Source organism: Streptomyces durocortorensis, from assembly GCF_031760065.1.
GTDB lineage: Bacteria > Actinomycetota > Actinomycetes > Streptomycetales > Streptomycetaceae > Streptomyces.
The window spans coordinates 2,271,950-2,285,958 of sequence record NZ_CP134500.1 but is presented as its reverse complement, the minus strand read 5'-3'; the positions used below and the strand labels follow the sequence as shown (position 1 = coordinate 2,285,958).

The following is a 14,009-nucleotide window of genomic DNA, read 5'->3' as shown; positions in this document are numbered from 1 at the left end:
CCGGCCTCTCGGGAGAAATTCACCGGGGCTCGTACCGCTGCGCCTGCCGTTGCTGCTGTTGCTTTTCCTGCTCGGCCTTCTGTTTGTCCAGGGTGTGCTGGAGGAATGACCAGCCCACGCACCCGGCGCACAGCACGGCGGTGATGGCGATGCCCGCGAATACCTTCCCGAGCCGTTCGTCGGCCGTGCGCCGTGCGCGTCCGGCACCGAAGAGCAGGGCGTCCCGCATCCGGCGTCGGCGTACCCCCACCGATTCCAGCAGCTGACTGTCGTAATCCCGTGCCATGCGATCCCCCTTTGCCACTGCAACATACCGAGGGGCGGGCGTGGAGTGCACACCAGGGTCGCCGGGACCGGGCACCGCCGTCCGATACGCGTCACCCCTGCCGCAGCGCGAACCACAACTCCGTCCGTACGTCCATGTCGTCCAGGTCCCTGCCGAGCAACGCCGCGCACCGCCCGATGCGTTGGCGGACGGTGTTGCGGTGGACGCCGAGGGCCACCGCCGTGCGGTCCCAGCTGCCGTGGAGGGAGAGCCAGCAGCGCAGGGTGTCGGCCAGGGGCGCGGTGAGCGGGGCGAGCAGGGTGCGGGCGTGGGCGGCCGCCTGGTCGGGCGGGATCAGCGCGGCGAGGCCGCTCGCGGGGGAGTCCACCGCCAGCGGGGCGCGGGTCGCCTCCGCGCGGGCCAGGGCGCGGGCGGCCAGGGTGTCGGCGGCGTCGAGAGCGGTGAGGGGGGTGGGGGCCGACGCGCCGAGCGTCCAGCCGGGTTGGGGGGCGACCCGGGTGGGCTCACCGCCTCCCGGCACCAGCACCCGTACCGCGTCCCCGCCGCCCCTCCCCGCGTCCACCAGGGCCGAGCCCAGCGAGGCGCCCAGGGTGCCCGCCGTCAGGGCGTCCGCGGGGGTGCCGTCCGTGCGGCGGGCGTGGACCACCGTCCACGGGCCCTCGGGGCCGACCAGCGGGGCCACTTCGGCGGGGGAGGCGCCCAGGAGCATGCGGACCAGGGCTGCTGAGCGGCCCGCCGCGTCCGCGCCCTGGTGGGGGGCGGCGAGGAGGGAGAGCAGGACGACCGCGATGCCCGCAACCGTGTGGTCGCCGGGCTCCCGTCGCCGGGTCGCGAGGGCCAGGACCAGGCCCTCGCCGCCGCCCAGGGCGTACGCCGAGAGGTGGGTGCCGCCGTGGGTGTCGGTGGCCGAGGCGGGGGAGCCGGGGCGTACGCGGGCGACCACCCGGGCCAGCCGGGCCAGCGCCTCCGCAGCCGGCCCTTGGGGTGCGTGACGCCTCGCCGCATGGGTTTCCCCGGCCGGGCTGCGGCCTCCCGTGTGCGTCTCCTCGGCCGGGCTGCGGCCCCCTGCGTGCGTCTCCTCGGCCGGGAGGCGCTCCGCCGCGTGCACCTCTTCGCCCTTCGCCGTCAGCAGCACCGCCCGGCCGCCGAGCTGCGTCGCCAGCTGGTGGAGCACCGCCGGTACGGGGTCGGGGCGGGCCGCGGCCGAGGCCAGGGCCTGCTGGGCGCGGGTCACCCGGCGCAGCTCGCGGTGGCGGGCTTCGGCCATCAGGCGCCACACCGCCCGCGCGATCGCGGTGAACGGGGTCTCCGGCGGGACCTCCAGCAGCGGCAGCCCGTGCCGGTCGCATGCCTCGATCAGCGCCTCGGGGACCGTCTCGTGCACCGGGCGCACCCCGAAGCCGAGGGCCGCCGCCCCGGCCTCCACCAGCCGGGCGACATAGTGGTCCGGGTCCGTGAGCAGCACCCCGGCGCTCAGCAGCAGCTCACCGCCGAGCAGGTACGGGTACGGGTCGGCCATCTCCGAGGTGTGCACCCAGAGGAGGTCGGCCTCGGCCGGGCCCGCGATCCGGCGCAGGCCCAGGCCCTTGCTCGCCAGGAGCTCCCTGAGCGGGATGGGCGGGGTGGGGGGCCCGCTCACCGGCGTGGCTCCCGCGGAAGCCCCTGCGGAAGACGCGGAAGCCCCTGCGGAAGACGCGGAAGCCCCCGCGGAAGACGAGGAAGCCCCCGCGGACGGAGTCGGCATGGGCGTTTCCTCCATTCAGCACGTCGAGAATGGAGGAAACGTACACTTCAGCGCCGCCGTTCGGCCACCTACCGTCTTCCTCGCACCTGCATCTGCCACCTGCTCTTTGCCATCTGCGCGAGCGAGACGGAAGGAAGCCATGGCTGTCGACCACGCCGTGATCGTCGTCTGCCTGGCCGGCATGCTCGCCATGGGCTGGTGGGGCATTGCCGGCCGCCTGGCGCGAGCGGCTGGCGGGGCGGGGCGGGGCGGCCCGGACGACGGAGCCGCGGCGGAGGCCCCCGCCGAACCGAGCCCGTCCGGCGTCTGAGGACGCCCCCCCCGGGCCGGATTCGGGGCACGCCCGATCACCCCGCACACTGGACACCGTACGAAATCCGAAACCCGTACGAAAACGAAGGAAAGGCACACCCCCCCATGAGCAGCACCGAAGCGCCGCGCGGCCCCATCGACTCCTCCCGCGTCCCGCGGTACGCCGGGCCCGCGACGTTCGCCCGGCTGCCCCGGCTCGACGAGGTCGGCCGCACCGACGTCGCCGTGGTCGGCGTGCCCTTCGACACCGGGGTCTCCTACCGGCCCGGCGCCCGCTTCGGCGGCAACGCGATCCGTGAGGCCTCCCGGCTGCTGCGCCCGTACAACCCGGCCCAGGACGCGTCGCCGTTCGCCCTCGCGCAGGTCGCGGACGCCGGGGACATCGCGGCGAACCCGTTCAACATCAACGAGGCCGTCGAGGCCGTCGAGGGCGCGGCCGACGACCTGCTGTCCACCGGCGCACGCCTCATGACGCTCGGCGGCGACCACACCATCGCGCTGCCCCTCCTGCGCTCCGTCGCCAAGAAGCACGGGCCCGTCGCGCTGCTCCACTTCGACGCGCACCTGGACACCTGGGACACCTACTTCGGGGCCGAGTACACCCACGGCACCCCGTTCCGCAGGGCCGTCGAGGAGGGCATCCTCGACACCTCCGCGCTCTCCCACGTCGGCACCCGCGGGCCGCTGTACGGCAAGCAGGACCTGACCGACGACGAGAAAATGGGCTTCGGCATCGTCACCTCCGCCGACGTCATGCGACGCGGCGTCGACGAGATCGCCGACCAGCTGCGCCAGCGCATCGGCGACCGGCCGCTCTACATCTCCATCGACATCGACGTCCTGGACCCGGCGCACGCCCCCGGCACCGGCACCCCCGAGGCGGGCGGCCTCACCTCCCGTGAGCTCCTGGAGATCCTGCGCGGGCTGTCCTCCTGCCACCTGGTCTCCGCCGACCTGGTCGAGGTCGCCCCGGCGTACGACCACGCCGAGATCACCTCCGTGGCCGCCTCGCACGCCGCGTACGAGCTGACGACGATCATGTCCCGCCAGATCGCGGCGGCGAAGGAAGCCAAGGACGCCAAGTGAGCCACGATCACGACGACCGGCCGCGGCTCACCCCCGCGCAGGCCGCCGCCGTACTGACCCCGCCGCCCGGCCGCAACGGCGGTGACCTGGTCGTCGAGTCCCTCCAGGGGCTCGGCGCGACCACCGTCTTCGGCCTGCCCGGGCAGCACGCGCTCGGCATGTTCGACGCGCTGCGCCGCTCAGCCCTCTCGTACGTCGGGCTCCGTGTCGAGAACAACGCGGGCTTCGCTGCCGACGCGTACGGCCGGATCACCGGCGAGGTCGCGCCGCTGCTGCTCTCCACCGGGCCCGGTGCGCTCACCTCGCTCGCCGCGCTCCAGGAGGCGGCCGCCGCCTCCGCGCCCGTCCTCGCGATCTCCAGCCAGATCCCGGCGGCGGGGCTCGGCGGCGGGCGGCACGGCTATCTCCACGAGTTGCGCGACCAGCAGGCATCCGTCCGCGACATCGTGAAGTCCGTGCACACCGTGCGGACCGCCTCGCAGATCCCGTCCGCGATCGCCGCCGCCTGGGAGTCCGCGCTGAGCGCCCCGCACGGGCCGGTCTGGGTCGAGATCCCGCAGGACGTGCTGCTCACCGAGACGACCCTGCCGGTCGTCAGCCCCATGGACGCCACCCCGCGCGAGCTCCACCCGCGCCCCGAGCTGACGATCGCCGCCGCGCACCTGCTGTCGAACGCCGAACGGCCCGTGATCATCGCGGGTGGGGGAGTCGTCCGCTCCGACGCCTCCGGCAAGCTGCGCGCGCTGGCCGAGAAGATCGACGCGCCCGTCGTCACCACCTTCGGCGGCAAGGGCGCCTTCCCCTGGGAGCACCCGCTCTCGCTGCGCTCCTGGCTGGAGGACCGGCACACCACCGACTTCCTGGAGGACGCGGACGTCCTGCTCGTCGTCGGCTCGGGCCTCGGCGAACTCTCCTCGAACTACCACACCTTCCGCCCGCGCGGCCGGGTCATCCAGATCGAGGCCGACGCCGGGAAGCTGGAGTCCAACCACCCCGCGCTCGGCATCCACTCCGACGCCCGCGAGGCGCTGGCCGACCTCCTGGAGGCCGTCGAGCCGCGGCAGGACGCGGGCGTCGCGGAGCGCGTACGTACGGTGCTGGAGAAGGTGCGGTCCCGGATCGCCGCCCAGGGCCTCACTCTGGAGCAGCAGGTCCTCGCCGCCGTCCGCGAGGCGCTGCCCGACGCCGCGCCCAGCTTCTGGGACATGACGATCCTGTCGTACTGGGCCTGGTCCGCGTTCGACGCCCGGCACCCCAACACCATGCACTCCGCCCAGGGCGCGGGCGGTCTCGGCTACGGCTTCCCGGCGGCCATCGGGGCTGCCGCCGCCGACCCGACGAAGCCGGTGCTCGCGGTCTCCGGTGATGGAGGCGCGATGTACTCCATCGCGGAGCTGGCCACCGCCCGTCAGTACGACCTGCCGCTGACCTGGCTGATCGTCGACGACGGGGGCTACGGCATCCTGCGCGAGTACATGACGGGCGCCTTCGGCGAGGCCACGGCCACCGAACTGACCCGCCCGGACTTCGTCGCCCTCGCCGAGTCCTTCGGCGTACCGGCCGTCCGTACGACACCGGAGTCGCTCGCCGCCGACCTGTCGAAGGCCCTGGCGGCCCCGGGGCCGTCCGTCGTCGTGCTCCCGGCCCTGCTGCGGATGTTCGAGCCGACGCATCTGTAGGCCCGCATTCCTCAGCCGGTGGCCGCCGCCCTCTCCGTGCTCGTGTCCGCCTCCGCTTCGGTGGCGGACGCGGGCTCCGTGGAGGGCGGCTCCGCGCCTGCCTCTGCGTCGGCTGTGCGCGGAATGAAGGCGACACCGACGACACCCTCCGCGTCGGGCCGCAGGCTGAAGTCCGCGTCCATCGCCCGCGCGAGCCGGACCAACAGGGGCACGGTGGGCATGGAGCCGCCCAACTCCAGCTTCGAGACCTGCGGCTGGGTCATGTTCGCTCGACGCGCCAGATCGGTCTGGGCCAGGCCCAGCGCGGTACGCCGGTCGTAGACCGCCTGCCCGAGATCCCAGGCCAGATCGAGCTCCCGGCGGCGCCGTACGCGCTCCGCGCTCTCGGCGCTGTCCTCGCCCTCCGAGATGCTCTCGGCGACCTTCCGGTCCCGGGCAAGCTTCCACTGCGCGTGACTCACCATGTGGCTCTTCCTTTCCCGACGTCGCGTCTAGACATCGCGGATGAATGTGTCGTGGGCGGGCTCGTGTTCCGTCTCGCAGATCGCCTTGGCGCGCCTGGCCCGGGCGATCTCCGCATTCTCGCGCTGCCGCGTCTTGCGGAAGACGGTCAGCAGGACGACCCGGCGCTGTGGCGCCAGCCAGTACGAGATCCGTACGGCCTCACGATTGCGCCCCATCTCGAACCTGAGCTCCCGCACTCCGTCCCCGATGAACCGGGAGTGCGGTTCGCCCAGTGTGGTCGCGCTCCGGACCAGCCTGCCCGCCGCGTGGGCCGCCCGCTCGTAATCACTCGCCGACAGGTTCGTCAGCCACAGTCGGACCTCCGGCTCGATCTCGATGATGAAGGGTTCTTCCATATTGCAGAGCGTATATATCCAGCAGTGTATATCCACTTGGGGTGGGCAGGAAGTCCGCCGGACGAGTGACGGGGGTGCGCTCCGTTGACCTGGTGCTCGGCGGAGGATTGTCGCGGAGGGATGAAATCAGCCCCCCGCCGCGTTGGTCCCTTCCGGAAGATCGAACCGGACGGGAGGCAACGCGTGACGGGCGCAGAGCAACAGGGGTGGGGCCGGCGGCTGACCGGGTACGCGTGGCGGTACCGGCGCAATGTCGTGCTCGCCCTCGGCTCGTCGCTCGCCGGGATGGCCGTCATGGCCCTCGTCCCGCTCATCACCAAGGTGATCATCGACGACGTCGTCACCGAGCACACCCGCTCCCTCGCGGTCTGGACCGGGCTGCTCGTCGCCGCCGCCGTCCTCGTCTACATCGCCACCTACATCCGCCGCTACTACGGCGGCCGGCTCGCCCTGGACGTCCAGCACGACCTGCGTACGGACATGTACGCGTCCATCGTCCGGCTCGACGGGAAGCGTCAGGACGAGCTGTCCACCGGGCAGGTCGTCGGCCGGGCCACCAGCGACCTCCAGCTGATCCAGGGGCTGCTGTTCATGCTCCCGATGACCATCGGGAACATCCTGCTCTTCCTCATCTCCCTGGTGATCATGGCGTGGCTCTCGCTGCCGCTGACGCTCGTCGCCCTCGCCGTCGCCCCCGCGCTCTGGTACATCGCCCGCCGCTCCCGTACCCGCCTCTTCCCGGCCACCTGGTACGCCCAGAGCCAGGCCGCCGCCGTCGCCGGAGTCGTCGACGGGGCCGTCTCCGGGGTCCGGGTCGTCAAGGGGTTCGGCCAGGAGGACCAGGAGACCGGCAAGCTCCGCGAGGTCGGGCGCAGGCTGTTCGCCGGGCGGCTGCGCACCATCCGGCTGAACTCCCGCTACACCCCGGCCCTCCAGGCGGTGCCCGCGCTCGGGCAGGTCGCCATGCTGGCCATCGGCGGCTGGCTGGCCACCCGGGGTGAGATCACCCTCGGCACGTTCGTCGCCTTCTCCACCTACCTCGCCCAGCTCGTCGGCCCGGTCCGGATGCTCGCCATGGTCCTCACCGTCGGCCAGCAGGCCCGCGCCGGTGTGGAACGCGTCCTGGAGCTCATCGACGCCGAGCCCTCCCTGAAGGACGGCACGAAGGAGCTGCCCGCCGACGCCCCGGCCGGGATCGAGTTCGACGACGTCCGCTTCGGATACGCTCCGCTGCGCTCCGCCGCTGACGGCGACGCCGGAAGCGGAGCCCCCGAGCGGACGGTCCTCGACGGGTTCTCGCTCACCGTCGAGCCAGGCGAGACCGTCGCGATCGTCGGCGCCTCCGGCAGCGGCAAGTCCACCCTCTCCCTCCTGCTGCCCCGCTTCTACGACGTGTCACACGGGGCCGTCCTGATCGGCGGCCACGACGTCCGCGAGCTCACCCAGGCCTCCCTGCGCTCCGCGATCGGGCTCGTCCCCGAGGACAGCTTCCTGTTCTCCGACACCGTCCGCGCCAACATCGCCTACGGCTTCCCCGACGCCACCCAGGAGCAGATCGAACAGGCCGCCCGCGCCGCCCAGGCCGACCGGTTCATCGCCGAGCTGCCGAACGGCTACGACACCACCGTCGGCGAGCACGGACTCACCCTCTCCGGCGGCCAGCGCCAGCGCGTCGCCCTCGCCCGCGCCATCCTCACCGACCCCCGGCTGCTCCTCCTCGACGACGCGACCTCCGCCGTCGACGCCCGCGTCGAGCACGAGATCCACGAGGCGTTGAAACAGGTGATGGAGGGGCGGACCACCCTCCTCATCGCCCACCGCCGCTCCACCCTCCAACTCGCCGACCGCATCGCCGTCCTCGACGGCGGGAAGCTCGCCGCCCTCGGCACCCACGAGGAGCTGGAGCGCACCTCGGCCCTCTACCGCCGCCTCCTCACCGACCCCGACGAGCTCGGCGGCACCTCGCCCGGCCACCGGCCACCGCACCCCGAGGCGGACCCCGGGGGCGACCGCGCCCTCCAGGAGGAGCTGGACGCCGAGTTCGACGCGGAGCGGGGCATCACGCCCGAGCTGTGGGTCCGCAGGGAGGAGGAGCGGGACACCACCGTCGCCGGCACGCCCGCCACGCCCGAACTGCTCGCCCAGGTCGAGGCCCTGCCGCCCGCCACGGACACCCCCGACGTCGACGAGGCGCGCGCCGTGCTGCCCGAGGAGTCCTACGGGCTGCGCCGGCTGCTGCGCGGCTTCGGCGGGGCCCTGCTCCTCAGCCTCGGGCTCGTCGCCGTCGACGCGGGCATGGGCCTGCTCCTGCCGGTCCTGATCCGGCACGGCATCGACGAGGGCGTCACCCAGGTCTCGATCGGCGCGGTGTGGGCGGCCTCCGCGATCGCCCTGGCCGTCGTGCTCGTCCAGTGGGCCGCCCAGATCGGCGAGACCCGGATGACGGGCCGGACCGGCGAGCGGGTCCTCTACTCGCTCCGCCTGAAGATCTTCGCCCAGCTCCAGCGGCTCGGCCTCGACTACTACGAGCGCGAGCTGACCGGCCGGATCATGACCCGGATGACGACGGACGTGGACGCGCTCTCCACGTTCCTCCAGACCGGGCTGGTCACCGCGTTCGTCTCCGTGGTCACCTTCTTCGGCATCATGCTCGCCCTGCTCGTCCTGGACATCCAGCTCGCCCTGATCGTCTTCGCGACCCTGCCCGTGCTGATCGTCGGCACGGTCTTCTTCCGGCGCAGCAGCGTCAAGGCGTACGAACTGGCCCGCGAGCGCATCAGTGGCGTCAACGCCGACCTCCAGGAGTCCGTCGCCGGTCTCCGTATCGTCCAGGCCTTCGGCCGCGAGCACGACGGGGCAGCCCGCTACGCCGAGCGCAGCGACCACTACCGCCAGGCCCGGGTACGCGGCCAGTGGCTGATCTCCGTCTACTTCCCGTTCGTCCAGCTGCTGGCCTCCGTCGCCGCGGCCGCCGTGCTGATCGTCGGCGCGGGCCGGGTCGACAACGGCACGCTCACCACCGGCGCGCTGGTCGCCTACCTCCTCTACATCGACCTCTTCTTCGCCCCCGTCCAGCAGCTCTCCCAGGTCTTCGACGGCTACCAGCAGGCCGCCGTCTCCCTCGGCCGCATCCAGGAACTGCTGCGCGAGCGCACCTCGACCGCCGCCCCGGACGAACCGCTCGACGTGCCCTCCCTGCGCGGTGAGATCGCGTTCGAGAACGTCTCCTTCGCGTACGGGAAGGAGGAAGAGGCCCTCACCGGCATCGACCTGCGCATCCCGGCCGGACAGACCGTCGCCTTCGTCGGCGAGACGGGGGCCGGGAAGTCGACCCTGGTGAAGCTGGTCGCCCGGTTCTACGACCCCACGGGCGGCCGGGTCACCGCCGACGGCACCGATCTGCGCAAGCTCGACATGACCGCCTACCGGCACCGGCTCGGGGTCGTCCCCCAGGAGGCGTACCTCTTCGCCGGTACGGTCCGCGACGCCATCGCCTACGGGCTGCCCGACGCCACCGACGCCCGGGTGGAGGCCGCGGCCCGTGCGGTCGGCGCGCACGAGATGATCGCCACGCTGGAGGACGGCTACCTCCACGCGGTCGCCGAGCGCGGCCGCAACCTCTCCGCCGGACAGCGCCAGCTCATCGCGCTGGCCCGCGCCGAGCTCGTCGACCCGGACGTCCTGCTCCTGGACGAGGCCACCGCCGCCCTGGACCTCGCCAGCGAGGCCCTGGTCAACCAGGCCACCGACCGGCTCACCGGCCGCCGCACCACGCTGGTGGTCGCCCACCGGCTGACCACCGCGGCCCGCGCCGACCGGGTCGTGGTGATGGACCACGGGCGCGTCGTCGAGGACGGCACACACGCCGAGCTGCTGGCCCGGGACGGGCAGTACGCCCGCTTGTGGCGCGCCTTCATAGGCGAGGGCATAGGGGAGGACGAGCCCGCGGGGGTGTGAGCGGCGCGACGCAACCACCCGGAGGCCTGCTGCGTCGTAGCCAGGAGCGCAGCGGTGCGTACGGATGTCAGGTGGGGGCAAGCGTGTTCGAAAGAGTGACGAGGTCGACGGGATCGGCGAGACCCGGGGGAGCGGTGCGGCGGCCGGTGCTGGTCCAGCTCCTCGTTCTGCCGCTGCTGGCCGGGTCGGCGCTGCTGGTCGGCGCACCCGGCACCGCGCAGGCCGCCTCCGTCTGCTCCGGCCGCCCGGCGAAGACGGTCGGGTTCTCCACGGGCGAGCTGCGCGTCTACAAGAGCCGCGCCCACGCCTGTGCCGTCACCGTCGCCAAGAAGCCCGGAAAACGGCGGGTCATGAGCGTCGCCCTCCAGCCGCGCGGCGGCCGCGTCGTCTCGGACAAGGGCTCGTTCACGAAGATGGCGGGCCCGGTCACGGTCAACGCGCTGAACCGGTGTGTCCGGGCCACCGGCTCGATCGCCGGTAAGTCGGTGTCCACCGGCTGGATTCTGTGCTGACGGTGGACTGACGAGCTGTCACGGACAACTGGGTCTGGCGTGGCGTGTGTTGCCCCGATAAGTTCACGGCGACTGTTGTGAATCAAGGGGAGGGTGCATGCGCAAGGCGCTCACAGGGGTTCTCTCGCTCGCGGTGCTCATAGGCACGGCCGGTGCGACGGGGGCCTCGGCCGGTGCGGCCACCGCCGCTGAACCGACCGCGAAGCAGAGCAGCGGCGCTGCCGGAAGCGGCGAAGCGACCAGCGAGGACATCAAGGACCGCATCCTGGCCATCCCGGGGATGAGTCTGATCGAGGAGAAGCCGTACGAGGGGTACCGCTACTTCGTCCTCAACTACACCCAGCCGGTCGACCACCGGCATCCGTCCAGGGGTACGTTCCAGCAGCGCCTCACCCTGCTGCACAAGGACGTGAACCGCCCGACGGTGTTCTTCACCAGCGGCTACAACGTCTCGACCAACCCGAGCCGCAGCGAGCCGACGCAGATCATCGACGGTAACCAGGTCTCCCTGGAGTACCGCTTCTTCACCCCGTCCCGCCCGGCCCCCGCCGACTGGTCCAAGCTGGACATCCGGCAGGGCGCCGGCGACCAGCACCGGGTGTTCACGGCGCTGAAGAAGATCTACGGCAAGAAGTGGCTGGCCACCGGCGGGTCCAAGGGCGGCATGACCGCCACGTACTACGAGCGCTTCTACCCGAAGGACATGGACGGCGTCGTCGCCTACGTCGCGCCCAACGACGTCGTGAACAACGCGGACTCGGCGTACGACCGGTTCTTCCGCACGGTCGGTACCAAGGAGTGCCGCGACAAGCTGGCAGGCGTGCAGCGCGAGGCGCTGATCCGCCGGGCCCCGCTCCAGAAGAAGTACAAGGAGCAGGCCGCCGCCAACGGCTGGACCTTCAACACCACCGGCTCCCTCGACCGCGCCTACGAGGCCACGGTCCTGGACTACGGGTGGGCGTTCTGGCAGTACAGCCTGCTGGCCGACTGCGCGGACATTCCGGCCGACGCCAAGAAGGCCACCGACGACGACATCTGGAACTCCGTCGACGCCATCTCCGGCTTCTCCTTCTACGCGGACCAGGGCCTGGAGCCGTACACCCCGTACTACTACCAGGCGGGCACCGAACTCGGTTCGCCGGACATCAAGCAGCCCTGGCTCCGCAAGCTGAGCCGCTACGGCTACCAGCCCCCGCGTAACTTCGTGCCCCGCTCCATCCCGATGAAGTTCGACCGGGGCGCGATGCGGGACATCGACCGCTGGGTCAAGCGCAACGCCCGGCAGATGATGTACGTCAACGGCGAGAACGACCCGTGGAGCGCCGAGCCCTTCCGGCTCGGGCGCGGGTCGAAGGACAGCTACGTCTTCACCGTCCCCGGCGGCAACCACGGTGCCCGGGTCTCGGGTCTCCCCGAGGCTCAGAGGGCGAAGGCCACCGCCGCGATCCTGCGCTGGGCGGGCGTCGCCCCGGCGGCCGTCGAGGCGGACCCGGCGAAGGCCAAGCCGCTGGCGAAGTTCAACAAGAAGCTGGACCGGCGCAACGGCGAGATCGAGCGCGACGAGGCCGTGCTGCGCCGGTAGGAACCCGGTTCCGCGGGCGCGCCCGCCGGTCACCTTCCCTCTCCCGGTGACCGGCGGGCGCACCCCACAGGCAGCAGCGGCGCGACGACGCCGGTGCGCGGGGTGCGTGGTGTCAGCGGCGCGGGACCGCCGCCGTCCGGAGGGCGTAGGGCTGGTACGACAGCCCGTGGCCCGCCGGGTACAGCACCCGCGTCGGGTCGTCCGCGCGCTGTACCGGAACCGGCAGCCCGCCCCGCGGGTCGGCGTGGCCCGCGATCACCCGGGCGGCGGCGCGCAGTTCGACGTCCGTCCAGGAGTACGCGGCGAGGGCGGCCGCGATCCCGGTCCCGGTGAGATGGGCGATGTCGTACGGGTTGCGGACCGCGATGGTGATCACCGGGACACCGGTCGCCACGAGGGCGGTGACGAGGGTGCGCTGCGAGTTGCCCGCCGTGATGTTGTACGTCGCCACGATCACCGCGTCCTTGCCCTGCGCGGCGGCCACGGCTTCGGCGGTCTTCGCCTGGTCCGGGGCCGTTCCGGTGGACAGCGCCCGTGCGGTGAATCCCAGTTCGCCGAACGCATGGGCCAGGGTGCTGGTCGGCGGGCCCGTCGTCCCGGAGGGGGAGGCGGGATCGGCCCCCACCACCAGGAGGTCGCGGTGGGAGCGGCGGGAGAGCGGAAGCAGGGAGCCGGGGTCCTCCAGCAGGGTCGTCGTGCGCTCGGCGATCCGGTCGGCGGAAGCCAGGTGGGCGCGGATGCCGACGGTACGGTCCACGCCCCGGCGGCTGACGAACGGATCGCGGAACAGGCCCAGTCGGCTTTTGAGCCGCAGGATGCGCAGGATCGATTCCTCGACCCGCGCCTCACTGATCTCGCCACTTCTGACCGCCTCCAGCACCGCGTTCCAGGCGACGGAGAGATTCGGCGGGTTCAGCAGCTGGTCCACGCCCGCCAGCAGGGCGAGCACCGGGACGCGGTCGTCGCCGTACTTCATGCGCACCGCCTCCATACCGAGGGAGTCCGTGACGACGACCCCGTCGAAGCCCAGTTCCTCGCGGAGGATGCCGGTGAGGATCGGCCGGGAGAGCGTGGCCGGGTCCTCGGCCGGGTCGAGCGCGGGCACCACGATGTGCGCGGTCATGACCGCGTCGATACGGGCGCGGATCGCGGCGCGGAACGGCGGGGCGTCCAGCTCCTCCCACTGCGCGCGGGTGTGCTCGATGACCGGCAGTCCGGTGTGGCTGTCGGTGCTGGTGTCGCCGTGCCCGGGGAAGTGCTTGACGGTCGACGCGATCCCGGCACCCTGATAGCCCCTCACCTGGGCCGCGACCAGGTCGGCGACCGTTTCGGGTTCGGAGCCGAAGGACCGTACGCCGATGACCGGGTTGGCCGGGTCGACGTTCACGTCGGCGTCCGGGGCGTAGTTCTGGTTGATGCCGAGAGCGGCCAGTTCGGTGCCCGCGATCCAGGCGGCCCGGCGGGTGTCGGAGGGCGAGCCGCCCGCGCCCAGGGCCATCGCGCCCGGCAGTAGCGTGGCGGGTTCGCCGACCCGGCAGACGATGCCGTGCTCCTGGTCGGTGGAGACGATCAGCGGGACGCGGTGCCGCTCGGCGAGGGCGGCGCGCTGGAGGCCGTTGGAGAGGTCGGCGATCTGGTGCGGGTCGCGGGTGTTGCGCGCCCAGGTGAAGTAGATGATGCCGCCGACGTGGTACGTGGAGATCAGCTCGGCGGCGTTGCGGACCCCGATCTCTTTGAGGTTCGCGTCGATGTCGGCCTGGTCCGGGTCGGTGGCGGAGTGTCCGTACACCCGCATCACGAAGAGCTGGCCGACCTTCTCCTCCAGGCTCATCCCGGCGATGATCCGCCGCAGCCGGCGGTCGGTGTGGGTGTTCGCGGGGTGCGCGGATGCGGTGCCGGATGCGGCGAGGGCGCCGGTGGCCGCCGCCGCGGTGGCGGCCGCGGTGGCGGTGAGGAGGGTGCGTCTGGAGGTGCGGTGGGGCACGTGAGCT

The 14,009-nt window shown here is 72.5% G+C and carries 11 protein-coding genes; 6 read left to right on the top strand and 5 right to left on the bottom strand.

Annotation, left to right across the window (positions count from 1 at the left end):
* Positions 1-19: 19 nt before the first annotated feature.
* Positions 20-286 carry a hypothetical protein gene (locus RI138_RS10050; protein WP_096625666.1) on the bottom strand — a complete coding sequence of 89 codons (267 nt, stop codon included), beginning with the start codon at positions 284-286 and terminating at the stop codon, positions 20-22.
* A 91-nt stretch (positions 287-377) separates the two neighbouring features.
* The gene (locus RI138_RS10045) at positions 378-2,045 is read right to left on the bottom strand and encodes a PucR family transcriptional regulator (RefSeq protein WP_311119629.1); all 1,668 of its coding nucleotides are present in this window, start codon (positions 2,043-2,045) and stop codon (positions 378-380) included.
* Between the two features lie 124 nt (positions 2,046-2,169).
* Here RI138_RS10045 and RI138_RS10040 point away from each other — a divergent pair, with 124 nt between their 5' ends.
* The 3 genes from RI138_RS10040 (at position 2,170) to RI138_RS10030 (ending at position 5,107) form a co-directional block, all read left to right on the top strand.
* Positions 2,170-2,340: a hypothetical protein gene (locus RI138_RS10040; protein WP_311119628.1), complete on the top strand. Its 171-nt coding sequence runs from the start codon at positions 2,170-2,172 to the stop codon at positions 2,338-2,340.
* A gap of 107 nt (positions 2,341-2,447) precedes the next feature.
* Positions 2,448-3,428, top strand: a complete 981-nt coding sequence (speB, locus tag RI138_RS10035; protein WP_311119627.1) for an agmatinase — start codon at positions 2,448-2,450, stop codon at positions 3,426-3,428.
* On the top strand, positions 3,425-5,107 hold the full coding sequence (locus RI138_RS10030) for a thiamine pyrophosphate-binding protein (protein ID WP_311119626.1): 1,683 nt from the start codon (positions 3,425-3,427) through the stop codon (positions 5,105-5,107). Before speB ends, RI138_RS10030 begins: the two co-directional genes overlap by 4 nt.
* A gap of 11 nt (positions 5,108-5,118) precedes the next feature.
* Here RI138_RS10030 and RI138_RS10025 read toward each other — a convergent pair whose 3' ends face one another.
* Positions 5,119-5,571 carry a helix-turn-helix domain-containing protein gene (locus tag RI138_RS10025; RefSeq protein ID WP_096625674.1) on the bottom strand — a complete coding sequence of 151 codons (453 nt, stop codon included), beginning with the start codon at positions 5,569-5,571 and terminating at the stop codon, positions 5,119-5,121.
* Positions 5,572-5,598: 27 nt separating this feature from the next.
* On the bottom strand, positions 5,599-5,967 hold the full coding sequence (locus RI138_RS10020) for a type II toxin-antitoxin system RelE/ParE family toxin (protein ID WP_311119625.1): 369 nt from the start codon (positions 5,965-5,967) through the stop codon (positions 5,599-5,601).
* Positions 5,968-6,150: 183 nt separating this feature from the next.
* Between RI138_RS10020 and RI138_RS10015 the strand changes: the two genes are divergently transcribed.
* From RI138_RS10015 to RI138_RS10005, 3 genes are all read left to right on the top strand, one after another.
* Positions 6,151-9,924 carry an ABC transporter ATP-binding protein gene (locus tag RI138_RS10015; protein ID WP_311119624.1) on the top strand — a complete coding sequence of 1,258 codons (3,774 nt, stop codon included), beginning with the start codon at positions 6,151-6,153 and terminating at the stop codon, positions 9,922-9,924.
* 146 nt (positions 9,925-10,070) lie between these two features.
* Positions 10,071-10,436: a hypothetical protein gene (locus RI138_RS10010; protein ID WP_311119623.1), complete on the top strand. Its 366-nt coding sequence runs from the start codon at positions 10,071-10,073 to the stop codon at positions 10,434-10,436.
* A 97-nt stretch (positions 10,437-10,533) separates the two neighbouring features.
* The gene (locus RI138_RS10005) at positions 10,534-12,018 is read left to right on the top strand and encodes a S28 family serine protease (protein WP_311119622.1); all 1,485 of its coding nucleotides are present in this window, start codon (positions 10,534-10,536) and stop codon (positions 12,016-12,018) included.
* Between the two features lie 112 nt (positions 12,019-12,130).
* On the opposite strand, the gene RI138_RS10000 is transcribed toward RI138_RS10005, so the two are convergent.
* The gene (locus RI138_RS10000; protein ID WP_311119621.1) at positions 12,131-14,002 is read right to left on the bottom strand and encodes a glycoside hydrolase family 3 protein; all 1,872 of its coding nucleotides are present in this window, start codon (positions 14,000-14,002) and stop codon (positions 12,131-12,133) included.
* Positions 14,003-14,009 lie beyond the last annotated feature (7 nt).

Coding starts and splice junctions, on each gene's coding strand:
- RI138_RS10050 (WP_096625666.1), bottom strand. CDS start 286: ATGGCACGGGATTACGACAGTCAGCTGCTGGAATCGGTGGGGGTACGC.
- RI138_RS10045 (WP_311119629.1), bottom strand. CDS start 2,045: ATGGAGGAAACGCCCATGCCGACTCCGTCCGCGGGGGCTTCCTCGTCT.
- RI138_RS10040 (WP_311119628.1), top strand. CDS start 2,170: ATGGCTGTCGACCACGCCGTGATCGTCGTCTGCCTGGCCGGCATGCTC.
- speB (WP_311119627.1), top strand. CDS start 2,448: ATGAGCAGCACCGAAGCGCCGCGCGGCCCCATCGACTCCTCCCGCGTC.
- RI138_RS10025 (WP_096625674.1), bottom strand. CDS start 5,571: ATGGTGAGTCACGCGCAGTGGAAGCTTGCCCGGGACCGGAAGGTCGCC.
- RI138_RS10020 (WP_311119625.1), bottom strand. CDS start 5,967: ATGGAAGAACCCTTCATCATCGAGATCGAGCCGGAGGTCCGACTGTGG.
- RI138_RS10005 (WP_311119622.1), top strand. CDS start 10,534: ATGCGCAAGGCGCTCACAGGGGTTCTCTCGCTCGCGGTGCTCATAGGC.